23 protein-coding genes and 1 pseudogene are annotated in these 23,786 nt (G+C 52.5%); 13 read left to right on the plus strand and 11 right to left on the minus strand.

The annotated features are described in order from the left end of the window. Positions 1-38: 38 nt before the first annotated feature. The 3 genes from emrD to DBR30_RS08350 form a co-directional block, all read right to left on the minus strand. Positions 39-1,235 (minus strand): multidrug efflux MFS transporter EmrD, encoded by a 1,197-nt coding sequence (gene emrD, locus DBR30_RS08340; RefSeq protein ID WP_005333920.1) that lies wholly within the window; start codon positions 1,233-1,235, stop codon positions 39-41. Between the two features lie 262 nt (positions 1,236-1,497). Beyond that, a complete protein-coding gene (locus DBR30_RS08345) occupies positions 1,498-2,160 on the minus strand; it encodes a glutathione S-transferase family protein (protein WP_108542044.1) in 663 nt (220 codons plus the stop codon). Positions 2,161-2,328: 168 nt separating this feature from the next. Further along, positions 2,329-2,784 carry a hypothetical protein gene (locus DBR30_RS08350; protein WP_108542043.1) on the minus strand — a complete coding sequence of 152 codons (456 nt, stop codon included), beginning with the start codon at positions 2,782-2,784 and terminating at the stop codon, positions 2,329-2,331. Positions 2,785-2,983: 199 nt separating this feature from the next. On the opposite strand from DBR30_RS08350, the gene suhB reads away from it, so the two are divergent. The 13 genes from suhB (at position 2,984) to DBR30_RS08415 (ending at position 16,058) form a co-directional block, all read left to right on the plus strand. Continuing rightward, positions 2,984-3,787, plus strand: a complete 804-nt coding sequence (gene suhB / locus DBR30_RS08355) for an inositol-1-monophosphatase (RefSeq protein ID WP_005352992.1) — start codon at positions 2,984-2,986, stop codon at positions 3,785-3,787. 326 nt (positions 3,788-4,113) lie between these two features. Continuing rightward, complete coding sequence (locus DBR30_RS08360; protein WP_103251745.1) at positions 4,114-5,046, plus strand: ZIP family metal transporter; 933 nt, start codon at positions 4,114-4,116, stop codon at positions 5,044-5,046. Between the two features lie 169 nt (positions 5,047-5,215). Further along, positions 5,216-5,908 (plus strand): 5'-methylthioadenosine/S-adenosylhomocysteine nucleosidase, encoded by a 693-nt coding sequence (gene mtnN, locus DBR30_RS08365; RefSeq protein WP_108542042.1) that lies wholly within the window; start codon positions 5,216-5,218, stop codon positions 5,906-5,908. Further along, the gene (locus DBR30_RS08370; RefSeq protein ID WP_108542041.1) at positions 5,905-6,867 is read left to right on the plus strand and encodes a cobalamin biosynthesis protein CobD/CbiB; all 963 of its coding nucleotides are present in this window, start codon (positions 5,905-5,907) and stop codon (positions 6,865-6,867) included. Before mtnN ends, DBR30_RS08370 begins: the two co-directional genes overlap by 4 nt. Beyond that, positions 6,860-7,693: a cobalamin-binding protein gene (locus DBR30_RS08375; protein WP_108542040.1), complete on the plus strand. Its 834-nt coding sequence runs from the start codon at positions 6,860-6,862 to the stop codon at positions 7,691-7,693. The genes DBR30_RS08370 and DBR30_RS08375 overlap by 8 nt, the downstream gene beginning before the upstream one ends. A gap of 105 nt (positions 7,694-7,798) precedes the next feature. Further along, on the plus strand, positions 7,799-8,803 hold the full coding sequence (gene pseB, locus DBR30_RS08380) for a UDP-N-acetylglucosamine 4,6-dehydratase (inverting) (protein WP_106843014.1): 1,005 nt from the start codon (positions 7,799-7,801) through the stop codon (positions 8,801-8,803). Beyond that, positions 8,800-9,942: a UDP-4-amino-4,6-dideoxy-N-acetyl-beta-L-altrosamine transaminase gene (gene pseC / locus DBR30_RS08385; RefSeq protein ID WP_108542039.1), complete on the plus strand. Its 1,143-nt coding sequence runs from the start codon at positions 8,800-8,802 to the stop codon at positions 9,940-9,942. Before pseB ends, pseC begins: the two co-directional genes overlap by 4 nt. Then, a complete protein-coding gene (locus DBR30_RS08390) occupies positions 9,933-10,778 on the plus strand; it encodes an aldo/keto reductase (RefSeq protein ID WP_108542038.1) in 846 nt (281 codons plus the stop codon). Before pseC ends, DBR30_RS08390 begins: the two co-directional genes overlap by 10 nt. Then, positions 10,775-11,530, plus strand: a complete 756-nt coding sequence (locus DBR30_RS08395; RefSeq protein ID WP_108542037.1) for a cytidylyltransferase domain-containing protein — start codon at positions 10,775-10,777, stop codon at positions 11,528-11,530. The genes DBR30_RS08390 and DBR30_RS08395 overlap by 4 nt, the downstream gene beginning before the upstream one ends. Further along, positions 11,527-12,816, plus strand: coding sequence for an aminotransferase class III-fold pyridoxal phosphate-dependent enzyme (locus DBR30_RS08400; RefSeq protein ID WP_108542036.1), 1,290 nt, complete (start codon positions 11,527-11,529; stop codon positions 12,814-12,816). Before DBR30_RS08395 ends, DBR30_RS08400 begins: the two co-directional genes overlap by 4 nt. Next, a complete protein-coding gene (pseG, locus tag DBR30_RS08405) occupies positions 12,816-14,312 on the plus strand; it encodes a UDP-2,4-diacetamido-2,4,6-trideoxy-beta-L-altropyranose hydrolase (RefSeq protein ID WP_108542035.1) in 1,497 nt (498 codons plus the stop codon). The genes DBR30_RS08400 and pseG overlap by 1 nt, the downstream gene beginning before the upstream one ends. Next, positions 14,293-15,339, plus strand: coding sequence for a pseudaminic acid synthase (gene pseI, locus DBR30_RS08410; protein ID WP_108542034.1), 1,047 nt, complete (start codon positions 14,293-14,295; stop codon positions 15,337-15,339). Before pseG ends, pseI begins: the two co-directional genes overlap by 20 nt. Positions 15,340-15,386: 47 nt before the next feature. After that, positions 15,387-16,058, plus strand: a complete 672-nt coding sequence (locus DBR30_RS08415) for a class I SAM-dependent methyltransferase (protein ID WP_108542033.1) — start codon at positions 15,387-15,389, stop codon at positions 16,056-16,058. Between the two features lie 65 nt (positions 16,059-16,123). On the opposite strand, the gene DBR30_RS08420 is transcribed toward DBR30_RS08415, so the two are convergent. The 8 genes and pseudogenes from DBR30_RS08420 to DBR30_RS21900 all read right to left on the minus strand — a co-directional run. Next, entirely contained in the window at positions 16,124-18,214 is a 2,091-nt protein-coding gene (locus tag DBR30_RS08420) for a motility associated factor glycosyltransferase family protein (RefSeq protein WP_108542032.1), read from the minus strand. Further along, positions 18,214-18,537, minus strand: coding sequence for a hypothetical protein (locus DBR30_RS08425; RefSeq protein ID WP_108542031.1), 324 nt, complete (start codon positions 18,535-18,537; stop codon positions 18,214-18,216). Before DBR30_RS08425 ends, DBR30_RS08420 begins: the two co-directional genes overlap by 1 nt. Then, positions 18,537-18,959 carry a flagellar export chaperone FliS gene (gene fliS / locus DBR30_RS08430; RefSeq protein WP_108542030.1) on the minus strand — a complete coding sequence of 141 codons (423 nt, stop codon included), beginning with the start codon at positions 18,957-18,959 and terminating at the stop codon, positions 18,537-18,539. The genes DBR30_RS08425 and fliS overlap by 1 nt, the downstream gene beginning before the upstream one ends. Positions 18,960-18,982: 23 nt before the next feature. Next, on the minus strand, positions 18,983-20,383 hold the full coding sequence (gene fliD / locus DBR30_RS08435; protein WP_108542029.1) for a flagellar filament capping protein FliD: 1,401 nt from the start codon (positions 20,381-20,383) through the stop codon (positions 18,983-18,985). 25 nt (positions 20,384-20,408) lie between these two features. Beyond that, positions 20,409-20,834, minus strand: coding sequence for a flagellar protein FlaG (locus DBR30_RS08440; protein WP_181363293.1), 426 nt, complete (start codon positions 20,832-20,834; stop codon positions 20,409-20,411). Positions 20,835-20,870: 36 nt separating this feature from the next. After that, a complete protein-coding gene (locus DBR30_RS08445; RefSeq protein ID WP_108542028.1) occupies positions 20,871-21,755 on the minus strand; it encodes a flagellin N-terminal helical domain-containing protein in 885 nt (294 codons plus the stop codon). Positions 21,756-22,193: 438 nt separating this feature from the next. Then, positions 22,194-23,315, minus strand: a pseudogene (locus DBR30_RS08450) (IS4 family transposase). 128 nt (positions 23,316-23,443) lie between these two features. Next, positions 23,444-23,786: flagellin (locus DBR30_RS21900; protein ID WP_258224354.1), on the minus strand; the 343-nt coding region annotated here is incomplete at its 5' end.

Genomic DNA, 23,786 nt, shown 5'->3' on the forward strand with positions numbered 1-23,786 from the left:
CCGCCAGAAGGCGGGCTTTCAGAGAGCAAGCGCGGGCATCAAATCGCCATCTGCTCGTGCGGCGAGCCGTGGTGGCGCAGCCAGACAAAACTCAGCGCCACGATCAGCACCATCAGGGTCATGATGGCCCCCAGAGTCACCTGACCGGTCATCGGGAAACCGGCCGCTAGCAGGGTCACCACGCCCGCCCCCAGATTCTGCATCCCGCCGAGAATGGCACCCGCGGTGCCGGCTTGACCCGGGAAGGGCTCGATGGCACAGGAAGTGGCGGTCGGGTAGAGAATACCACTACCGATGAAGTAGACTGCCGCACCACCGACCAGCGAGGCAGCACTCACCACTCCGAACAGCCCAGGTACCAGAATGATGAGGGAGCCGAGCGCCAGAAAGGCGATGCCAAGACGCATCAGTTTGCCCTGAGTCAAACGGAAGCTCAGCTTGGCAGAGAGCCAGGCACCGAACAGATAGCCGGGCAGCGGCAGCACGAACAGCACGCTCACGGTACGGGCGCTCAGTTTCAGCACATCGCCCAGCAGCACACCGGCCGCCGCTTCAAACACCGCCAGTCCCGCAAAGGTCGCCATCAGGCAGAGCAGGTTGCCCTGAAACTTGGGGTTGCCCAGCACGTGGCGATAGGCTGCACCGACGCGCAGCGGCTGACGGGCAGCAGCAGGCAGAGTTTCACCAAACCAGGCCATGATCGCCAGAGTGGCTACGGCACCAAAACCGAACAGGAACCAGTAACCGGCACGCCAGTTGAACAGCTCGGTCAACCAGCCACCCAGCACCGGGGCCAGCAGCGGGGAGAAGATCACCCCCATGCTCACCAGACTGTTGGCGCGGTTGAGCTCGGCACCGTTGTAGCGATCGCGCATCACGGTACGGCTCATGGCGCCACCGGCCCCGGTACCCAATCCTTGAATAAAGCTGCCCACCAGCAAGGCGGCAAAATGGGGGATAACCTGAATGATCAGGGTGCCCACCAGAAACACCATCATGCCGACGATCAGCACCGGACGACGACCGATGCGATCCGACAGCGGCCCGTAGACAAATTGGGAGAGGCCATAGGGGATCAGGTAGCAGGCCATCACCGCCTGCAGCTGGCCCGAGGCCACATTGAAGTCCCCCGCCATCATGGGAATGGAGGGGACATAGAGGGTCTGGGTCATCTGGCCCACCGCGACCATCAAAATGGTCAATAAAAACAACGGATAAAAACTGTGCCGATCCATATCAGTCCCAAAAAATCGAAAAAAAGTTGCCGCCCCTCTGGCACAAAATGGCCCAGAGGAATCTGATCACAGAGGCTGTGATGCAATCAAAAACGGTGTTGGAAACAGTAGGCGGGGAGCCCGCCAGACCACCGCACAGGACGCTTGGTGGTATGGGGGCATCATAGTGATTCAGCTCACATAAAACGAACGAATCTTTATAATCGGCTTGCCTTAGTTTTTCTAATATTACGGGGCAATACGCCCCGTCTGCGGTTCAAAATCAACGTGTTACCATCTGTTGTGCCTGCTTGATCAGCTCATCCGGCTGCTCTTTGCGCGGTGGTATGGTGATCCCCTTCTGGCAAGCAGGCTTCTCGGCCATCCGATCCATCCAGGCTTGCAGATGGGGTAACCCCTCGATGGAGATGCCGCTCCAGTCATAAATACGCACCCAGGGCCAGGTGGCAATGTCGGCGATGCTGTACTCGTCCGCCAGATATTCGTGATGAGCCAGATGGCTGTCGAGCACCTCGAACAGGCGGCGCCCCTCCTTCTGGTAGCGTTCGATGGCGGCGGGGATCTTCTCGGGGAAATAGCGGTAGAAGACGTTGGCCTGCCCCATCATGGGTCCTACCCCGCCCATCTGGAACATCAACCACTGAATGGCCTGAGAGCGGCGTTTGGGATCAGCGGGCAGCAACTTGCCTGCTTTCTCCGCCAGATACATAAGGATGGCCCCCGACTCGAATACGGCAAAATCGCCGTTATCCCGATCAACGATGGCCGGAATGCGGCCATTGGGATTGATGGCAAGAAACTCGGGCTTCTTCTGATCCAATGCCGACAAATCGAGGGGAATGACCCGATAGGGCAAACCCAGCTCTTCCAGTGCAATGGCCACTTTGAAACCATTGGGGGTCGCGGCGGTGTAAAAGTCGATCATGATTCACTCCTTGTTGGTCATAGCCAGATTGCACGATTTGAACAGGATGCAACACCATAGCCGCCTCATCTTGCAACAAGTGACCGGCTCCAGACCATTAAAAAGCGGCGCACCGTAGGCCAAACAAGGGCACGGTGCGCCGCTGGTGCGCTCTGGCGATGGTAGATATTAGTTGATCATGGCAACCGGCTTGCGCTGGCGCAGCATGATCAGGCGGGAAAGCAGCGGGAAGTAGGACTCCAGCTTGCGCAACAGCACCCGGCTGCAGGCAGGCTCGGCCAGCTCCGACTCATCCAGCACGATGCCGTTTGAGACAAAATAGAAACGGGGGTCACGCACATCCGGTCCGCAGACCGTCAGCTCCTTGTCTCCCTTGCGGATCAACAGCGGCAAGACCGGCAAACCGATCGTCTCATCCTCTCCCCGGGCAAATCCGGCATCCTGCCAGGGCGCATCGCCGTCGATCAGTAGGATCGCCGCCTCCGTCTTGGCCGGTTGCCACTGGGCCAGGGGGGTCACGGTGATGTGGGCAAAGTGCTCACCATACTCGGGTGATGACCGCAAGATGGCCAACAGTCCCTCGCTGGCCGCTGACACGTTCTGACTCACTAATGACAAATTCATGGTTCACATCCCTATGCTCATGACAGCCTGTATCCGGCTGCTGGGATAAGACTAGCGCAGATCTGGTCTATATTGGAGCCGTCAAATCTGGCAGTGGTAATCAATTGGTCGTAGGGGGATAACAGTTGCCATCGCACAAAATACTGGTATCATACCGCGTCCTTTTATCCCCCGTTCTTTAACATCCAGTGGTGAACCTATGCATCCGATGCTGAATATCGCCGTGCGCGCTGCGCGCAACGCCGGTCAAGTTGTAGTAAAAGCCTTCTCCCAGCCCGAGAACATTGAGGCTATCCAAAAAGGCAGCAATGACTTCGTGACCAACGTTGACCGTGAAGCCGAAGCGGCCATCATTCACACCATCAAAAAATCTTACCCGGAGCACAGCATTGTTGCTGAAGAGTCTGGTGAGATTGCCGGTACCAATCCGGACTACCAATGGATCATTGACCCACTGGATGGCACGACCAACCTTGTCAAAGGCATTCCGCACTTTGCCGTTTCCATCGCCCTGCGCGTAAAAGGCAAAACCGAACAAGCCGTTGTTTACGATCCCATCCGTGACGAGCTGTTTACTGCTACCCGTGGTAGCGGCGCACAGCTGAACGGCTACCGTATCCGTGTCGGCAAAGCCAAAGAGCTGGCTGGCACCGTACTGGCTACCGGTTTCCCCTACAAACAAAAGCACCACATCGAGTCCTACCTGAAAATGTTCCAGAGCATGTTCATCGAATGTGCCGACATCCGTCGCTCCGGCTCTGCCGCACTGGATCTGGCCTACGTGGCTGCCGGTCGCGTCGACGGTTTCTGGGAAATCGGCCTCAAGCCCTGGGACACCGCTGCCGGTGAACTGCTGGCCAAAGAAGCTGGCGCCATCGTCACCGACTTCGTAGGTGGTCACAACTACGAAAACTCCGGCAACATCGTGGTTGCCAACCCGCGCGTCCTGAAAGAGATGCTCGGCAAGATCCGTGAAGAGCTGCCGGAGTCCCTGGCGAAATAAGCCAGCTTCCCTGCATTCACCAATATAAAAAAACCGGCGAAAGCCGGTTTTTTTGTTTCTGTTATCCGAACACCAAGGCAGACATCTGCAGCTGATTTAAAAGAGTTAGCGATGCATCCCCACTTGCCACTCAACATCCACTTCAGTCATTTGCAAACAACCCCTCTTGCCCCCCCGCCTTTGGCTACCGATAAGATTCCCATGTGGTTGCTTGGATAAACTCTTTCCAGATTTTCAGATAGCGGCAATCGCCTTGCAGACATGGACAAGGGGTGGCCGAGTCGATGTAATGCCATCATCCACTTTGCTCACCTTGAGGCCATGCCATGGACCATCTTTCAGCTCTTCCTCCGTTATCCTGGTCACAGCAACTGCGCAGCCAGATGCAAAGCCGCCCGCTCACTGCCCTCGGTCTCTTTATCGCGCTGGCTGCCGTCTTGTTACTGCTGTTGCAGAGTCTCATCATGCTCGCTACCGGAGAGGTGACCAGCGGCGTGCGCTACGGCCTTGTCGGTGGTGCTGCCGGGTTTGCCGCCACCGCCATCGGCGCCCTGCCCGCTCTGTTTCTGCGCTCGGTACCGCAAAAGGTAGAGGACACCATGCTGGGCTTTGCCGCAGGCATGATGCTGGCGGCCAGCGCCTTCTCCCTGCTGCTGCCGGGGCTGGAGGCCGCCGAGGGGATTACCGGCAACGGCTTTAGCGCCGCCGCCGTGGTGGTGGTCGGCATGACCCTCGGGGTGCTGTTGATGCTGGGACTGGACCAGTTCACCCCGCACGAGCATGACAAAACCGGCCCCTGCGGCCCCGGCCATGAGAGCTGCTCCCGGGTCTGGCTGTTCGTCTTTGCCATCGCCCTGCACAACCTGCCGGAGGGGATGGCCATCGGGGTCAGCTTCTCGCAGGGGGATATGTCGGTGGGGCTGCCGCTCACAACTGCCATCGCACTGCAGGATATTCCCGAAGGACTGGCGGTGGCGCTGGCCATGTGCGCCGCCGGTTTTCGCCCCTCGGTGGCGGTACTGGTCGCCATCGCCAGCGGCCTGCTCGAACCGATTGGCGCCCTGCTCGGGGTCGGGCTCTCCAGCGGCCTTGCCATCGCCTACCCCATCGGACTTGGGCTCGCCGCCGGCGCCATGCTGTTTGTGGTCTCGCACGAGGTAATTCCGGAGACTCACCGCAACGGTCACCAGACCTATGCCACCCTCGGCCTGATGGCAGGCTTTGCCCTGATGATGACCCTCGATACCGCGCTCGGCTAAAGACAATAGCCCCTCTCTCATCAATGCTTTTTGTCACCTGCGGCGCTCCCATATGGAGCGCCGCGTTTCATCTCTCCTTTCGCTTGTGCCTCTCGGCGCCGACGCCATCTTTTGTTATGATCTACAGCAACTTAAATTCAGCCACACGGCTATCAAGACGAGGTCAGCAATGAAAGTAGGTATTATCGGCGCCATGGAGCAAGAAGTAGCCCTGCTGCGCAGCCAGATGAGCAACCCCACCACCCTGCAACTGGGCGGCTGCGAGTTCTATCAAGGGATACTGGCAGGCAAAGAGGTGATCCTGACCCGCTCCGGTATCGGTAAGGTCGCCGCCAGCGTGGCCACCAGCCTGCTGCTGGAAAAGTTCGCTCCCGACTGCGTCATCAATACCGGCTCTGCGGGCGGCTTTGCCCAAGACCTGCATATCGGTGATGTGGTGATCGCCAGCGAGATGCGTTTCCACGATGTCGACGTGACCGCCTTTGGTTACGAGATGGGCCAGATGGCGCAGCAACCCGCCGCCTTCCCCTGCGACGAGAAGCTCATTGCAGTCGCTCAGGATTGCATCGCCGAGCAGGGCAAACACCAGACCAAGGTCGGCCTTATCTGCACCGGCGATCAGTTCATGTGCAAACCGGACGCCATCGCCAAGGCTCGCGCCGACTTCCCGCAGATGCTGGCGGTCGAGATGGAAGGTGCCGCCATCGGTCAGGTGTGCCACATGTTCAAAGTGCCCTATCTGGTGGTACGCGCGATGTCCGATATCGCTGGCAAGGAACAGGTTGAATCCTTCGATGCCTTTATCGAAGTGGCCGGCAAGCACTCTGCCGAAGTGATCATCAAGATGCTCGGCAAGCTGTGATCGAGACCGGCTCGCTTGATTTGATGGCCGACGCCCTCCTCTCGACGATGGCGGCCATTCTGGTAGGGGCTGCCCTGCTGGAGGCGGTGATCCCGTGGCCATCCCATCTGCGTCTTTCGGCCGTCACGCCCTTGCTGACCCGGCTGGGGCACAAAGTGCACAGACCCGATGGTTCACCCGGCCAGCAAATGCAGGCTGGCCTGCTGGCAATGCTGGTAGTCTGGCTCCCCTGCGCCGCCGGGCTCTGGTCGCTGCGCAATCTGGCATTGAGCGAACCGATCTTCGACCTGCTGTTTCTGCTGTTGATGATCGAATCCCGTCCACTGCGCGAACTCGCCCATGCCACCCGCTCGCTCGCCACCCAGGAGACCCTGCCGCTGGCGAGATTGCAGTCTGCCCCCTGGCTCAAGCGGGAGACCGGTAAACTATCGACCATGGGGCTCGCCAAAGCAGTGACGGAGAGCTGTTCCCTGCGCCTGGTCGGCCAATGGGCTGGCCCGCTGCTGGGGTATGCCCTCGCAGGGGTACAGGGCGCCCTGCTCTGGCGGCTGGTGCAGCTGATGAGCCAGGGCTGGAGCATGAAGGATCCCGCGTTTGGCTATTTTGGCCGAGCCGCCAGTACCCTCTATCAGGGGCTCAATGCTCCCACCATCCTGCTGCTGGGGCTGCCGCTCCTGCTCCCGCGGCTCAAGCAGGCCGCACAGCTGCTGCGAAGTGGTGCGATCTGGCCCTATCCCGCCATCGGGATGCTGTTGACGCTACTTGCTGACAAGTGCCGGATCCGCCTTGGCGGCCCCCGCTACTATCAGGGAACCTTGCAACGCTGGCCGATACTTGGCAGCGGTGATGACCCCGACGGTGAGTCACCGCGCAAGGTGCTCAATATTCTGCAAGGAATTGGCTGGGGCTGGTTGATGCTGGCGCTGCTTGTCACTGTGGCGGAGTTATTTCATGGTTAGATGGTTGCGATTGCCTATCTGGCTGCCCTGCGTGTTGCTTGCCTGGTTGCCCGCTGTGCTGCAGGCAGCCACTCCGAGCCGGGTGGTGAGCGTGGTACCCCATCTTACCGAACTGCTTTACGACATCGGTGCCGGTGACAAACTGGTGGCCATTGACGATGCTTCCGACTACCCAGCCGAGGTCAAAACCAAGCCCAAGGTAGCGAATTATCGCAGCATCAACGTCGAGGCGGTGCTGGCGCAAAAACCGGACCTGATCCTGGGCTGGCGCTCGGCCCAGTCACGCATGCTGGCCCCGCTGGAGCAGCTGGGTATCCCGGTTTTCTACTCTGAGCCTACCGATTTTGCCTCGCTGGCGACCGAAATGCGGGCGCTGGGCAAATTGCTTGGAGTGGAGAAGAGTGCCAACGAAGCCGCCGATCGCTATCTGGCGCGCCTGCATTCCCTGCAACAGCGCTATGGCCAACCAACCGGTGTCAAGGTGTTCTACCAGCTCTGGTACCCACCGCTCACCAGCGTCAGTGGCAATGCCTGGCCCGCTCAGGCCATCGAACTCTGCGGCGGGATCAACATCATGGCGAATGCCAAGACCCCTTACCCTCAAGTGGACATGGAACAGGTGATCAGGGCCAACCCATCGCTGATCCTGGCGGGGAGTCAAGATCCTGACGCTCTGCGTCACTGGCGAAAGTGGCCTAATCTCGACGCTGTACAGCATCAGCGACTCGATTTAATCAACTCGGATGAGCTGCACCGTTTCACCCCGAGAGCCCTCAATGCAGTGGAGCAGGTTTGCCAAGCTATTACCCAACCCAACAGCAAGTAGCCAAAAAACAGCCATTCAGATCACGCCTGCCAATATACGTCTGCAAATGGCATAAAAAGTGCTTTAGAATTCTATAGATACCAATTTTCATCATGGGACACCGTCATGTTTAATGGAAAAACAATCCTGGTTACCGGTGGCACGGGGTCATTTGGCAAGAAATTCATTGCAACCGTGCTATCCCGCTACCAACCCGCACGACTGATCGTCTACTCCCGTGATGAGCTCAAGCAGTTTGAAATGCAGCAGTGTTTCAACCATCCCTGCATGCGCTATTTTATCGGCGATGTTCGCGATGCCGAGCGCCTCGACATGGCGATGCGCGATGTCGACTTTGTGGTGCATGCCGCTGCGCTCAAGCAAGTGCCAGCTGCCGAATACAACCCGATGGAGTGCATCAAGACCAACGTTGGAGGAGCCGAAAACGTCATCAAGGCCGCGCTCAACAATGGCGTGCAGAAGGTCATTGCACTCTCGACCGACAAGGCTGCCAACCCGATCAACCTTTACGGGGCAACCAAGCTCTGTTCTGACAAGCTCTTTGTCGCTGCCAACAATATGGCGGGCAAGAACCCGACCATCTTCTCGGTGGTACGTTATGGCAACGTGGTCGGCTCCAGGGGCTCCGTGGTTCCCTTCTTCGACAATCTGATCAAGAGCGGCGCCAGTACGCTACCTATCACCCACCCCGAGATGACCCGCTTCTGGCTGACCTTGCAGCAAGGCGTAGATTTTGTTCTTAGCAACTTCCAGCGTATGCGCGGTGGCGAACTGTTCGTGCCGAAAATCCCGTCGGTCAAGATCACCGATCTGGCGGCAGCCATGGCTCCGACCCTTAAGCAGGAGATCATCGGCATCCGTGCGGGGGAGAAGCTGCACGAGGTGATGTGTCCGGCTGACGACTCTTTCCACACTTATGAGTTCAACGATTACTACGTGATTGCACCCAGCATCAGTTTCACCAGCCGCAACAATGATTTCAGCGTTAATGCTCTGGGTGAAACAGCCACACTGGTTGCACCGGGCTTTGAATACAATTCCCTAAATAATCAGCACTTTCTGTCGATAGCCGAACTACAGAGCATGAACCAGCAGGTATTGTCCGAATGATCCCTTATGGCCGCCAATCGATCAGCGATGCCGATATAGAAGCCGTCGTTGCCGTACTGAAATCTGATTATCTGACCCAAGGCCAAGCTGTTCCCGCTTTCGAACAAGGACTGGCCGATTACTGCCAAGTGCCGCATGTGGTTGCTTGCAGTAACGGCACCACTGCGCTTCATCTGGCCTGCGCAGTTCTGGATATTGGCGCCAAAGATACAGTTTGGGTTTCTGCGGTCAGTTTTGTTGCCTCAGCGAACTGCGTTCGATACTGCAATGCCAACGTTGATTTTGTCGACGTTGACCCTGCTACCGGTAACCTCGATGTAGTGGCACTGGATAAAAAACTGCAGCAAGCTATGCGCACCCACTCCCTTCCAAAAGCGCTGATTGCTGTACATCTGGCCGGACAGCCCTGCGATCTCGAAGAGATCGGTGCGCTCTGTCGCCAGTACGGAATCGTTCTGATCGAGGATGCCTGCCATGCACTGGGTGCCCACTATCAGGGGTCACCTATCGGTAGTTGCCGTCACAGCGATATGACGGTCTTCAGCTTTCATCCGGTCAAACCGATTACGACCGCAGAAGGAGGCGCTGTCACCACCCGGGATCAGGTGCTGGCCGACAAATTGCGACTCTATCGCAGCCATGGAATCACTCGAGATCCGCAAGCGCTGCTCATGCCCTCTCCCGGAGAGTGGTATTACGAACAACAACTTCTGGGCTTCAACTATCGCTTGACCGACATTCAGGCGGCACTAGGGCTTAGTCAGTTGAGCCGTCTTGATCAGTTCATTACCCAGCGTCGTGAACTTGCCAGGCGATATGACGCGCTGTTATCCCCCTTGCCAGTCCAGCCGTTGCAGCAGAGTAATAATCGCCAGAGCGGTTATCACCTCTATGTCATTCAGGTGGCTGAACGCGATCAGGTGTTTGCCCGCCTGCGTGCTGCCGGCATTGGCGTCAACGTTCACTATATTCCTATCCCAGCCCAGCCCTACTACCGTGGGCTGGGACATGACCCAGCAGCCTATCTGGGCGCACAAGCCTACTATCAGGGAGCAATCTCTCTTCCACTGTTCCCGGCTCTGACTCTCTCAGAGCAGCAACAGGTCGTAAATGCGCTGGAGCAGGCTCTATGCGGCTAGCTCTGGGCACAGTGCAATTCGGTCTGGATTACGGGATCAGCAATCACGACGGACAAGTCAGCGATGAGGAACTCGACGCGATCATTGCGTTAGCTCGTCAAGCAGGTATCGATACCCTGGATACGGCGCAAGCCTATGGCAATGCCGAGCAGAGGCTGGGGCAAAGAGATATCACCGACTTCACTCTCATCGACAAGCTGGCACCAGGGCTACCGCTGTCCGATGTTAAGGCAGCGCTCAACAACAGCTTGCATTGGCTGGGGCGAAAACGGCTCGATGGTTTGCTGCTGCACCGTAGCCAAGATGCCTCACCTGCCTTGTTCGAGTTACTCACCGATTTGCAGCAACAGGGCGCGATCGGAAAACTCGGGATCTCCGTCTACTCCCCGGAGGAGCTCGATACCTGGAGCGCAGCTGGCTATCCTCTGGAACTGGTGCAATTACCTGCCAATTTGCTCGATCAACGCTTTTTACGCACTGGATGGCTCGACAAACTGGTAGATATGGGATGTGAAATCCATGTTCGCTCGCTCTTTTTACAGGGCCTGTTATTGATGCAACCAGCGCAGCGACCTGACTATTTTCAGCGTTTCGCTACCGCACTTGAACGGTTTGACCACTGGCATCCCTCGGTGGCCCCGCTTGGCAGAGCCCTCTCCATCATGACAGCCCTACCACAGGTGAGCCGCTTTGTTGTCGGTGTTTGTCATGCCCAAGAGCTGGCCGCCATCGTTGCGGCCAGTCAAGTACAGCACGAGTGCTACGAGGCCGATATCGCACACCTGGCGTCTATGGAACAGGAACTTATCAACCCCGGACTCTGGAGAACACGATGATCTTGGGTATTCTGCAGGCCAGAACCAGTTCTTCCCGCCTGCCCAACAAGGTACTAAAGGAACTGCTGGGCGAACCCATGCTGGCAAGGCAGATTGAACGGCTGCAACAGAGCAAGCTGCTGGATAAACTGTTGGTTGCCACCAGCGATCAGTCGGAAGATCGCGCCATTGCCGAGCTGTGCGAGAGGTTGAATATCCCCTGTTTCTGCGGTCCTCTTGACGATGTGTTGTTGCGTTTCTATCTGGCGGCCCAACCCTACAGTCCGACCCATGTTGTGCGTCTCACCGGTGACTGCCCACTGGCTGACCCTATGGTAATAGACGAGCTGATAGCCCTCCATCTCTCGGGCAAGTTCGACTACAGCAGCAACTGCGGCAATCCTAGTTATCCGGATGGGCTGGATGCCGAGATCATGAGTGGAGCGACTCTGGCAACCTTGCAGGAAAAGGCCGCCACGCAGACCGAGCGGGAACATGTCACCTATTACGTTCGCTGTCATTCCGAACAGTTTTCTATCGGCGAACTGCAGCGCTCGCCTTCGCTGGCCCACTTGCGCTGGACTGTCGATGAGCCTGCCGACTTTGAACTGGTAGAGCGAATTTATCAGACTCTCTATCCTGCCAACCCAACCTTTACGACCGACGATATCCTCGCCCTGCTGGTGCAGCAGCCGGAGCTGACAACACTTAATACCCGGCACAAGCGCAACGAAGGATTGGCTAATTCGCTGGCCAAGGAGAATCATATATGACCTCACGTTATCAACATTCACTTGCTCTCTCGGCACGTGCGGAACAGAGCATTCCACTCGGCTCCCAAACCTTCTCCAAAAGTCGCCTTTGTTTCCCCTATGGCGCCGCCCCACTCTTTATCGAGCGCGGCAATGGGGCGCATGTTTGGGATGTAGATGGCAACGAGTATCTTGATTTTGCCAGCGGCCTGCTGGCCATCAGTCTTGGATATTGCGATCCGGATGTGAATGAAGCGGTAATGGAGCAACTCAGTCTTGGCTCGATCTTCTCCCTTCCCCACCGGCTGGAAACCGAAGTCGCTGAACAGCTCATTGAGCTTATCCCCTGTGCCGAAATGGTTCGCTTTGGCAAAAACGGGACTGATGCCACCTCAGCCTGTATCAGGCTCTCCAGAGCAGTCACAGGCCGCGAGCGGGTAGCCGTCTGTGGCTATCATGGCTGGCAAGACTGGTACATCGGCTCGACCACCCGCCATTTGGGGGTCCCCGAGTGCGTGAGAGAGCTGACCCACAGATTTGACTACAACGATCTTGCCTCGCTGCAGTGCCTGCTGGAAGCTCACCCGGGCGAGTTTGCAGCCGTCATTCTGGAACCGATGAATGTAACCTGGCCAACCCCAGATTTTCTGCCTGGTCTGCGCCAACTCTGCGATGCCCATGGCGCACTACTCATCTTTGATGAGACCATTACCGGTTTTCGCTACCACTTGGGCGGGGCACAGAGCCTCTTTGGTGTGACGCCGGATCTTGCTGCGTTCGGCAAAGGCATGGCCAATGGTTTCCCGATTTCCGCCGTTGTTGGCCGCCACCAATATATGAAACGGATGGAAGATATCTTCTTCTCCGGCACCTTCGGCGGGGATGTAATTGCCCTCGCTGCGGCCAACGCCGTCATCAAAAAGATGCGGCGACTGGATGTACCAAAAAGGCTTGCAGAGAGGGGACAACAGGTACTGGATGGGCTCGATAGCTTGCTAAAAGAGATCGATGCCCCGGACTGGCTGCATACCGCCGGACATCCGAGCTGGAGCTTTCTGCTGGTTGCGGATTCAGTAAACCACTCTACCTGGCTTCTCAAGAGCTATCTGATCCAGGAGTTGTGCAAGCGAGGGATCCTCACCCTTGGCAGTCACAATATGAATCTGGCCCACAGCGAACAGGATGTGGCCGCTTTGCTGGCCGCCTATCGCGACATACTGCCAGTGCTCATTCGCCACGATAGAGATCTGACACTGGCCAGTGCGCTTGATGGCGAGTCCATTCAACCCGTATTCCGGGTACGCTGATGCGGTTGCTGTTCCGATGTGATGCCAGTACGACAATAGGCGCAGGTCATCTCATGCGGTGCCTTAGCATCGCTGATCTTGCAGCCAGCCGAGGTGACGAGTGCCACTTCTTTTGTGCCGATTTGCCTGGCTTTGATGGCACTCAAGTCATTGCTCGCCAGCATGGTCTGACGCTGCTTCCCGCACAACCTGACTGGCGCTCGCTCTATCGCGCCATCATGGGGTGGGGAGGCAGTGATTGGCTGATTGTGGATCACTATCAGCTGGATCGCCGTTGGGAGCAGCCGCTGGCTGCCCTCTTCCCCCAACAACTGGTTATCGACGATCTGGCTGACAGACCTCATGAAGCAACCCGGTTGCTTGATATGACCCCATACCGGCAACCAGCCGACTATGGTGAGAGCCTATTTGCAGAAGTGCCTCTGCTGGGCCCTGGTTATGCGCCACTGCGACCAGAGTTTGCCAAGCTACGGCCTACCGCGCTGGCCAGAAGAGCTTCAAATAGCAGGATCAGACGACTGCTGCTATCCTTGGGAGCAATGGACAGCGACAATCATCTGTCCCGGATTCTGCCCCTGATCGATCAACTGCCCATCCCTATATTGGAAATTGATCTGGTATTGGCAAGCAAAGCCCCTCATATCGATGCACTTAAAGAGGTTATGGCAAAAAGTCGCCATCACGTCAAATTGCACCTCGATGCAAACAACATGGCCGAATTGATGTTGAAGGCCGATCTCGCCATCGGTGCTGGAGGAACCAGTTGCTGGGAGCGCGCTACCTTGGCTCTGCCTACCCTGCTATTCACTCTTGCCGACAACCAACTGGAAAATGCCAGACGGCTAGCACAGGCAAATGCCGTGATATGGCTTGGCGATCTGAGAATGCTGGATGATGAGCAACTGCTACAACAGCTGTTACTTCACTGGCCCAATCAAGAGACATTGCAGCAACTCGGCGAGCATGGCGCCGCACTTTGTGATGGCACGGGAGCACAGCGTTTGTTGCAGAAGCTCACATCGCAGCAGCACTCATACTGGCTGCAGCCAATCACAGAAGAAGACGCAGAGTGGATATGGCAGTGGCAACAGGATGCGGTAACTCGCCGCTATAGCCGAAATACCGATTGTCCTCCCCTCAGTGAACATAAAATCTGGTTACACGGAGCTTTGCAGAACCCTCAGCGCTGGCTGTTCAAGGTTATGTCAGCCACAGGTCCTTGCGCCGTCGTGAGGCTGGATGAAGCCTGTGAGCCAGACAGGTATAACGAAGTTTCTATCTACGTTGACCCCGAGCAACACCAACGAGGGCATGGCAAACGGGCTCTTAATCTGTTGCACCAACTTTTCCCTTGGTTCACCTTTCACGCCTATATCAGCCCTGAAAACCAAGGCTCTCTGGCTCTCTTCCGGTCAATTGGATATCAGTGCAGTAGCTCACAGAACTGGTTTCATTTTTCTCCCAAGGAGACGTTTCATGCCTCAGTTCACTATTAATGGCCGCGAGATAGGCCCAAATAGCCCGCCATACGTCATTGCTGAACTATCCGGCAACCATAATGGCCAGCTGGAGAGGGCACTGGCACTGGTAGATGCGGCTGCCGATGCGGGAGCTGATGCCATCAAGCTGCAAACCTATACAGCTGACACCATGACAATCGACTGTGATCTACCGGATTTTCATATTCAGGGAGGTTTATGGGATGGCCATACCCTTTACGATCTCTACACCCTGGCCCATACCCCATGGGAATGGCACCAGCCTCTCTTTGAACGAGCAAAGTCACGCGGATTGACTATTTTCTCCACGCCCTTCGACGAGAGTGCTGTTGATTTTTTGGAGGAGCTGGGTACTCCCGCATACAAAATTGCCTCATTCGAAATTACCGATCTTCCCCTGCTCAGTTACATAGCTCAGCAAGGAAAGCCGGTCATTATCTCTTCTGGCATGTCAACTGAAGATGAAATTGCCAAGGCAATGACTATTTTGCGTGAAAATGGTTGCTCACAGATCCTGCTGCTTCATTGTGTCAGTGGCTACCCAACCCCTCTTGCTGATATCAATCTCAAGCGGATTACCCGCTTGGCAAAGACATTTTCAGTACCCGTTGGTCTCTCTGATCACACGCTGGGAAATACCGCCGCTCAGCTGGCAATAGCATTGGGCGCTGTGGCCATCGAGAAACACCTGACCTTGGCTCGCGCTGATGGCGGCCCGGATGCCGAGTTCTCACTTGAACCAGGTGAACTTAAAGAGCTCTGCAGCCAGGCAAAACTCTGCTGGCAAGCGTTAGGATCAGGAGAAAGTGGTGACAACCAGGCTGAGCAGGCAAACCTGAGATTTCGTCGTTCTTTGTATTTTGTTACCGACATCCCTGCGGGCACCATCATAAAGCCGGAACACATCCGACGGATCCGGCCAGGCTATGGGTTGCCACCTGAAGCATTGCCACAAATATTAGGGAAAAAAGCTCGCCAAGATATTAATCGTGGAAAGGCCGTTCATATCGATGATTTTTTATAAAACCTTAAAGCATTATATTATAACGCTCATATTACAGGGTATGTTATATGAAACAAAAAAACGTATTCATGAAAGAAGAGGCTGATGCATGGTATGAGAGGAATAAATTCTGCATCAATCAAAAAGCTCTGAGTAATGACCCTATATTCATAGCACTACAAAGTATCGACTACCAACCGAAACGAATCCTTGAAATTGGCTGCGCCAATGGTTGGCGATTGGCACAACTGGCTAATTATTATGGTGCCACCTGCTATGGAATAGATCCATCACAAACAGCGATTGAGGATGGGGCTAAGAGCTATCCCGAATTAAATCTGAGCGTTGGAACTGCAGATGGTTTACCTGATATTAAACCTGTCGACCTGATTATTTTCGGTTTTTGTTTATATCTATGCGATCCACAAGATTTATTCACCATTGCGGCTAATAGTGACAGATTGCTCGTAGACAAGGGCGTAATGGCTGTTTACGATTTTTGTCCTCCGACAGGGCACTATCGAAATGACTACCAACATCATGCCAACCTATTTAGCTATAAAATGAATTACAGTAGTATGTTCAGTTGGCACCCAAGCTATTGTCGAATATTTGAGCACATCAAACATCATGATGGCACCAATGAGCTGGAGCCAGATGCATTGGTTTCTGTTCAACTATTGAAAAAAGACTCACGGCTTCTTGATGCAAAAAATCCATATCTCCAAAGGAATTACTGATATAAAAAGGGAGGCTTTTGCCTCCCACAATAAAGAATAACGCCTTGTTCACTACATAATAAAAATCATTCTTTTCTAAAAAAGGACATGAATTCATTATCAATCATATCAACACTATCGAAAGCTCTTGGGTACATCTCTTTTATTTTCGTCAAAAAGTCTAACCATAAACTGATTGCTGGTCTCATCAGCTCCATCGTTTTCTCCTCTCCATCAAAAGAATAGAGAATTGAACTCAATATAGTAAACACATAGTTCATTGAGCCAATCATAATCTGGGATATATGTTTTTGACGAGTTCCTGCAATCTGTGCGAGATAACCAAAGTTACGCAGCATTAATTGATTAATCTCATTTCTAGATGAGAACTCCTGTTGCCACTCGCCCGTCATTTTATCGATTAAGATATCGAAAAACTCAACATCCAGATATTGTTTAAAATCTTCTTTTGACAAAGGGATCGGGGTAGATAACTGCATAATTTGATTAATTAAATCAGTTTTATCTATAATTTGTGACAAACTAATTTCACTATCAGGAAATGGTCTAGCTTTTGCAATTTTAGCCCCATCGCTGCAGTTAAAGCACTGAACATGCTCATTCGCAGCTAATACTTGTTCAATAACTCTTCTGGATGTATTAAACATGGCATTGCTTAATACAATACCACCGAAGTTACCTTCATGCTGCCACTGGCTGTCTCCATACATCAACTCACCAAGTACCTCAGCACCTTTATCACTATTATAATAAGCACTGAATTTCGAGTGATAATGCCCTTTATTTTTATAACCATTATCGAGGCCAAATAAATATATATTTTTAAAGCCAAGATGGATGGGAGCACTAACCCCTATATTTCCAACTAAAGGATTAACCCCTCCCAATGCAGCATATTTGGGAAGATGAGGGAAATTTACATGATAGAGAATAATTCCTGGCTCACTAAGTTTAAACATTAATGCTGATTTGTCGAACAGCGTTGAGCAATAGGGGTGAATAACATCCGTGCTTAGGAAAAGTATGTCTCTAAGATAATCGGGGTCATTCATATTAACCAAGAAATCATAAACAATCTTCGTTCGTTCAGTCTCAACATGAATATCTGGTTTGATACCAACTTTATGCAAAGCTGAAATAGCACTACCACATGAAATTAAAATTGCTTTTTCTTTATTCTTTTCAATGACAGGAAGAGAGGCATCCAAAGATGGACCATTAGCAATAACAAAAACTGGGATTCTATTATATTCCGATGGAATTTTTTCTCCCTGCACCAAAAATGGAACAGTTCGTTCAACGTTATCAACTGCATGAGAAAGAGCTATCAGATTGTCATCAAAAAAACCCCATCCCATCACTAGCAGATAATACTCCTGCTGGACCCTCTCAATTAAACTTTTGATTTTATCATTTTGGTAACCCCACATGATAAAGGCATTAGCGATAAGAAAAGAACCACGGCTATGAATAGCCGATGCAAAATCATTAAAGATAGTATCTTCATCTTGGCCCAATAAGATATGTAGACCGAGGTTCTCTTTATGTAAATAATCAAGCAAAGGTGCCCAATCGAAACAAAAAAGAGATGCATAAAAAAGATCTAAATCTGGTTCCAAAAGAAATAAAGTGCCAATTTTGCATTGTTCATAAAGATAACCAAGGTGGTAACCCAACCCAACCCCAAACACTAGTGCGGTAGGAACTTCAGTCGGAACTTTTTTTAATGGTTCTTCTCGAACAGCAATATCATCAAGATAAGCATTGAGTTTATTAAGATACTCAACGTGCATAAATCCGAGTGGGTTGGCTTCTTGACTAAATGAGAACTTGGATAACCCCCCTTTATCCATGAACTCTTTAACCAACGTCTCACAGATAAGATACGGTTCATCACCATATACCGCGACATCATCATCGATCCAAGCCATATTTGGCTGGCCATTTTCATTACAAAAAAAACGAAATGGCCGGCTTGGTTGATATGACTCATACATATCTGCAATATGGGGAATATATTTACGAAATGCAGCAATATTCTGTGAGAATCGAAGGGGCAAGGCCACCGACATGGCAGCCTCTTGCTCTGCACGTTCTTTTAGTCGTAAAGCAACTCCTTCAGCTTTTTCCAAAATATCATCAATATTTTCCGACATCAGAACTCCTTGCTATTCACACTATAAATTTGCTTTGCTTTACTTGCCAACCCAATCACAGACAACTCATTGAAAATGATTTTATGCTGATCAGATGCCACTTTTTTCATGCTTTCTTCTTGTTGAAAAAGTAATGCCGCAAATAAAGTGGCATCTTGTTTCAGTGAAGGCTCACTTTCAACGAGATGCAGCAAACGATCAATCAAAGAAATCCGATAATCCATATAGACCAGAGCATCATCATAGCTTTTTCTGGCTAATAGATATTGAAGTTGCTCGTAGTTTTCTGTAAGTGCTTGTTGTAGAGAGGCTAAAGTGGTCATTACAACTCACCCAGTTGCTGTCTCATTTGATAGCCCTGTTGTTTAGCAGAATCGGGTAACTGATCCCAACCAGATTTTATAGTTACCATCAAAGCCATGACCTCTTCAATCGGGACAGTATCCAATGCAAGACTCGCATCCCAAATTCGCTCATCCATATAGGAATAGAGGCTATATAGATTTTCAGCAATAGCCCCTTGACTCATATCAAGAGCATCCTGCAAACCATGTAATAACCCCTGAGCTTTCGATACAGCGGTAGATTTTGCTTCCATATCACGACGCTCAATTGCGCCTTTAGCTTGAGCCAAACGTTCAAGTACACCTTGCATCATGAGTTGAATCACACGATGAGGATCGGCAACAGCCAAGTCAGCAGCGACACTGGTTGCCTTATATGCTTTTAGATTACGCTGGTACATCGCCTGCTCCTCGTTATATGAATTTATTTCTTGTTATTAATCTGTAATGATTGCAGCGCTGCCGCAGAGTGATTCATTTTCACTAACAAGGCATCCAGGCTACCATATTGAGCACGTAGTGAAGCTTCGTATTTAACTAATTGAGCGTTTGATGTGGCCTGCTTCTGGTTCAAGCTACGCAGATCGGCATTCAAAACATCTGTACGTTGATCCAGCATACCGCCAGACTTGGAATACTCTTTTAAACCTGTGTTCAAGGTTGCAGCAATACCCTTTTCGCCACCGAAAAGCCCAACGACCTGGTCAAAGTTTTTATCAACAGCCTCATCAAATTTTGTTTTGTCCAGAGACAACTTGCCTTTATTGTCCATCTTAATACCTACTTCAAAGATGGTTGAGTAAGTTGTACTGGTACCAGCTTTATTTGTTACAGTATTAGCCATAAAACTGCTAATGGTACGAGTGCTCGCATCACCAGCAAGCGCACCACCATCATCTTGTCTAACTCCACCAACGATACTATTACGCTTGCCCAGCGCATCCATTTTATCTTGCAGCGCGTTATAACCATCAATAAACTGCTTAACCATATCCTGGATAGCAGTTTTATCCGTTGTTATGGCAACTTTATTGGATTTTAGAGTTGTGCCATCACTCTCTTTATCGGATACACGTAAAACCGTTAATTTTAAGTCCTGAATAGAGTCGTCAAACACATTGGTATCACTTTTAAGAGTATTACCATCAACAGTAATTTCAGCACTACTAGCGGCTTGCTTCTGGCTCATCGCAGAACCAGCAGCTCCAGTTGCAAAGATATCCAGCTCAGAATTATTGCCAGTGATCACCAAATCTTTGCCATCTCCAGATATCCCAGAGTCAATAACAAATTTTGCCTTACCATCGGCTGTATTGACGATATTTGCACTAAGGCCGAAGTTATCTCCGTTGCTATTAATACTTTTACGAATGTCTTGCAGAGTATCCCCTGCCTTGACATCAACCTTGAATTCCTTGTCACCGGCTTTGAAGGTCAACTGACCATCCTGAGTCACAAGTGGAGTTGTCGAACTGGCAAATTCACCTTCAACACGGCTAGTGGTTGCCAATTTATTGACGGTAATATTGTACTGGCCATTGGAGCCACCACTTTTACTCTCCACCTTCATAACCGGATTATCTTTATCCTGGGTTATGGTGACGGCTCGCTTGTTGAAAGCACCAGGTTTGCTCAAGGTATCGAGAATATCGGTGAATGCGGTGAGGGATGACTTCAGCTGGCCTATACCAGATATGCTGATCTGGGTGCTGTTTTGCTTGGTTAAAATCGGTTTCTGTAGCTGGGCCTTCTTGGCCGCCACGCTAGCAGCGATGACGCTCTCAAGATCAAGCCCAGAGCCCGCCCCGGCAGAAGTAATGGCCATGTTATCTTCTCCTCATCAATTCGATTCAAATCTCGCGATCAAACAAAAGCCCGCGTTTAGGGTTTGCCCCTGCTTCACCTTGCTGCAACGCCTGGATCCGCTTGTGGATAGCAATCAACTCTTCTGTAGGGATCTGGCGGATCACCGAGCGGGTATCAGAGTCCATTACCTTTATTACCACTTGGCCAGACTCCTGCTCCATGCTGAAATTAACGGTCCACCCTTGCAATTTGCCAAATTCCTGCAAGTTTTGTACCTGTTTTTCAATATCGGCCTGGCTCTGCACTTGTTGAAGCTCAGTTCCCTTGGGCTGCTCCTGACTTTTCTGCTGTACAGTCCCAGCATCCTCTACCGTGCCAGAAAGCAGTTGAGCGGCCACTTGGCCGCTCTTGTCACTTAGCTGTAAGGAAGCGCCATTGGCAGATGACAGATTGCCTATTTCGGTTGCCATCTTATCTCTCCCATCTTAGTCAGCCTAGTCTACCCATTACCCAAGCAGGGAAAGAGCAGACTGCGGTCTCTGGTTAGCCTGAGCCAAGACACTGGATGCGGCCTGTTGCAGAATATTCTGCTTGGTCATGTTAGCAGTCTCGGTCGCAAAATCCGCATCACGGATACGAGAGCGTGCAGCACTGACGTTTTCCGAGATATTGGCCTGGTTACGAATGGTAGAATCCAAGCGGTTTTGTACCGCACCGAGCTCTGCTCGCTTGCTGTCAACAATTCCAAGCATGGCATCAACAGCTCCCAGCACATCTTGAGCATTACTCTGTGAACTGATGCTGATACCACCAACAGTTGAACCACTAGTGAAAATACTGGCTACAGCAGCCCCACCGGCAGCAGTTACTGCTGCAGCAATGCCTGAAATACTGAAACCAGCACCCTGAGTCAGGCTAAACCCGATAGTCTGGTTGGCATCAGCACCAACTTGGAAGCTGCCAGCAAAAGTCCCATCCAGTAATTTGGTGCCAGCAAAACTGGTATCTTTGGAAATACGGTTGATTTCAGCCCCCAGCTGATCGACCTCTTTTTGTAGAGCTTCTCGATCCTTGGCTGAGTTGGAACCGTTGGCAGACTGTTGAGCCAAGGTGCGCATACGTTGCAACATACCTGTCACTTCATCCATTGCGCCTTCAGCCGTTTGAGCCAGAGAGATACCATCGTTGGCGTTACGGTTACCCTGATCCAGACCGTTGATCTGAGAGGTCAGACGGTTGGAGATCTGCAGACCTGCCGCATCATCTTTTGCGCTGTTGATGCGAAGACCGGATGCCAGACGCGTGTACGAAGTATCCAATGATTTGGTGGTATTCATCAAGTTACGCTGAGCGTTCAATGATGACGTATTGGTGTTAATGAACATGGCCATAATAAATTCTCCCGAAGAACATGCGACTGCGGGTTGCGCTGTCAAATCTGACTGCGGCCCACCATAGAAGAGGAGGTTGAACTGGCCTCTCTCTTCTGGCGGGTACCTGTTTGAACAGACAGGCTACCCGCAGCTATGCAAACGTTGGATTCCGAACACCCCTCGATTGCCTCATCTTCTTTAACGGCAGTAACGATGCAATCTTTAGGAAAAATAATGCTCACAACAGCAAGTAATCTGAAGAATCAGATTTCAACCGTTAAGAATGACACATCGCCTAAAGTGAGCAGCCAAAACTTTGACACTAGCAAGCTTGTTGTCTGATTTCTGAGAAATGCAGTGCTCTTGGATAAGATAAAATGCTTAGAATGTGCCCTGGTTTGGAGTGCATAGAAGATAAAAAATTAAAAGCGGCCTAAAGAGGCTAATGCCAGTCAGTTAAGCCTGACTGGCATTGTTTTTATTGGCTTTTTGCACCGCATACTTTTGTGGTCTTGCCTTCACACTGCGGGGGTAACTCCGCTTCCTTCGCTCCGGCAATACAAACTCCAGCTCTGCCACCCGCTTCGGGATACTCCCCGGTGACAGGTACGGCATGCAGCTCAGTTCATGGATGAGGTACACCGATGCCATGTGAAAACTCAGCTGACTCGCCGTGAATCCCTTTAGACTCGCCGCCATCTTCACCATCTGGCTACGCAGCAGGTTGTACGCCAACAACACGCCCCACAGCTCTTGCCGTATCCCCGCCGCCTTCTTGCTGCGCAGGGTCAGCCGGTGTTGTTGCAGGCTGTGCTTCATCTCCCGATAGCCCAACTCGATTTCCCAGCGGTGCCCATACAGTTCGACGATATCGGCGCCCGGGAAGCGCATCGGGTCGACCATTGAGGTCAATACCTGGCGCTCCTTGCCATTGATGTGTCGGGTCAGCAAGCGGACTTCCACTGTGTCCGGCAGGTGCGGCCACTTCTTCCTCGCCTGTGGGCTGGTTTTCAGCAAGACCAGTCATCCTGGCGCCCCAGTTTGCGCACCATCTCGTATTGGGTGCCCTTTTTGAGCGGCAGCAACCAGTGCCGCTCTACGCCCGCACTCTGCCATGCATGGAGCAGACCGAGGGAGTAAAACCCCTTGTCGAACAGGGTGAGCGAGTGGTCCGGCGTGCGTGCGACAAGCTGTTCGGCCAACACCATCTCGTTGACGGCGCAGCTCTCCATGACGGCCTGAACAAGCAGGTGGCTGGTCAGCTCCATCTGACAGAGCATGCGCACCTGCGGATAGCAGTTGCAGCCCGGCCCAACCGGGATGATTGGCCTGCTGGTGCCAGAGAGGGGCGGTCGTCGGGCAACAGGATATCGAGCTGATTGACCAGCTGGGTCATGGGGACATGGCGGAAGATGGCCCAGACCAGACGCTCCATGGGCTACGGCGGCGACGCAGGGTCACGACATCCTCTTCGGCGAGCAGCGTCGTGATGAGCTCGGGTGCAATGAGGTCTGAGAGTGACTCAAACTGAGCAGCATTACTGGCGTGGAGGAAGTCGAGCGCTTGAGCGATACGCATAAAAAATCCGAAACCAATCAACAGGTTTCGGATTTTCACACAGCAGAAGGATCGGTCAATGGATCCTTAACTGATCGGCATTACCCTAAAGAGGCCGCTTTTTCATACTTAATGAGGCTCCAGCATTGTTATCCCAACAAGGACAATGCAGATTGCGGACGCTGGTTGGCCTGAGCCAAGACGCTGGACGCAGCCTGCTGCAGGATATTTTGCTTGGTCATGTTTGCGGTTTCGATTGCAAAGTCCGCATCGCGGATACGAGAGCGAGCAGCACTAACGTTTTCAGAGATGTTGGCTTGGTTGCGGATGGTCGAATCCAAGCGGTTTTGAACTGCACCAAGTTCGGCCCGCTTGCCATCAACCACCCCTAGCATCGAATCTACTGCTGCCAGAACGTTTTGAGCATTACTCTGGCTACTGATGCTAATACTGCTTGCACCGACAAAAATTGTGGTGATACCGACTGCAGCA

It is taken from the genome of Aeromonas sp. HMWF017 (assembly GCF_003061465.1).
GTDB lineage: Bacteria > Pseudomonadota > Gammaproteobacteria > Enterobacterales > Aeromonadaceae > Aeromonas > Aeromonas veronii.

Excerpts from the sequence above, each read along its gene's own strand:
- mtnN (WP_108542042.1), top strand. The coding sequence starts at position 5,216 with ATGAAAGTAGGTATTATCGGCGCCATGGAGCAAGAAGTAGCCCTGCTG.
- suhB (WP_005352992.1), top strand. The coding sequence starts at position 2,984 with ATGCATCCGATGCTGAATATCGCCGTGCGCGCTGCGCGCAACGCCGGT.
- emrD (WP_005333920.1), bottom strand. The coding sequence starts at position 1,235 with ATGGATCGGCACAGTTTTTATCCGTTGTTTTTATTGACCATTTTGATG.
- DBR30_RS08345 (WP_108542044.1), bottom strand. The coding sequence starts at position 2,160 with ATGATCGACTTTTACACCGCCGCGACCCCCAATGGTTTCAAAGTGGCC.
- pseI (WP_108542034.1), top strand. The coding sequence starts at position 14,293 with ATGCCTCAGTTCACTATTAATGGCCGCGAGATAGGCCCAAATAGCCCG.
- fliD (WP_108542029.1), bottom strand. The coding sequence starts at position 20,383 with ATGGCCATTACTTCTGCCGGGGCGGGCTCTGGGCTTGATCTTGAGAGC.
- DBR30_RS08375 (WP_108542040.1), top strand. The coding sequence starts at position 6,860 with ATGGTTAGATGGTTGCGATTGCCTATCTGGCTGCCCTGCGTGTTGCTT.
- DBR30_RS08400 (WP_108542036.1), top strand. The coding sequence starts at position 11,527 with ATGACCTCACGTTATCAACATTCACTTGCTCTCTCGGCACGTGCGGAA.
- DBR30_RS08360 (WP_103251745.1), top strand. The coding sequence starts at position 4,114 with ATGGACCATCTTTCAGCTCTTCCTCCGTTATCCTGGTCACAGCAACTG.
- fliS (WP_108542030.1), bottom strand. The coding sequence starts at position 18,959 with ATGTACCAGCGTAATCTAAAAGCATATAAGGCAACCAGTGTCGCTGCT.
- DBR30_RS08390 (WP_108542038.1), top strand. The coding sequence starts at position 9,933 with ATGCGGCTAGCTCTGGGCACAGTGCAATTCGGTCTGGATTACGGGATC.
- DBR30_RS08350 (WP_108542043.1), bottom strand. The coding sequence starts at position 2,784 with ATGAATTTGTCATTAGTGAGTCAGAACGTGTCAGCGGCCAGCGAGGGA.
- pseG (WP_108542035.1), top strand. The coding sequence starts at position 12,816 with ATGCGGTTGCTGTTCCGATGTGATGCCAGTACGACAATAGGCGCAGGT.
- DBR30_RS08425 (WP_108542031.1), bottom strand. The coding sequence starts at position 18,537 with ATGACCACTTTAGCCTCTCTACAACAAGCACTTACAGAAAACTACGAG.
- DBR30_RS08440 (WP_181363293.1), bottom strand. The coding sequence starts at position 20,834 with ATGGCAACCGAAATAGGCAATCTGTCATCTGCCAATGGCGCTTCCTTA.
- DBR30_RS08445 (WP_108542028.1), bottom strand. The coding sequence starts at position 21,755 with ATGGCCATGTTCATTAACACCAATACGTCATCATTGAACGCTCAGCGT.
- pseC (WP_108542039.1), top strand. The coding sequence starts at position 8,800 with ATGATCCCTTATGGCCGCCAATCGATCAGCGATGCCGATATAGAAGCC.
- pseB (WP_106843014.1), top strand. The coding sequence starts at position 7,799 with ATGTTTAATGGAAAAACAATCCTGGTTACCGGTGGCACGGGGTCATTT.
- DBR30_RS08415 (WP_108542033.1), top strand. The coding sequence starts at position 15,387 with ATGAAACAAAAAAACGTATTCATGAAAGAAGAGGCTGATGCATGGTAT.
- DBR30_RS08420 (WP_108542032.1), bottom strand. The coding sequence starts at position 18,214 with ATGTCGGAAAATATTGATGATATTTTGGAAAAAGCTGAAGGAGTTGCT.
- DBR30_RS08395 (WP_108542037.1), top strand. The coding sequence starts at position 10,775 with ATGATCTTGGGTATTCTGCAGGCCAGAACCAGTTCTTCCCGCCTGCCC.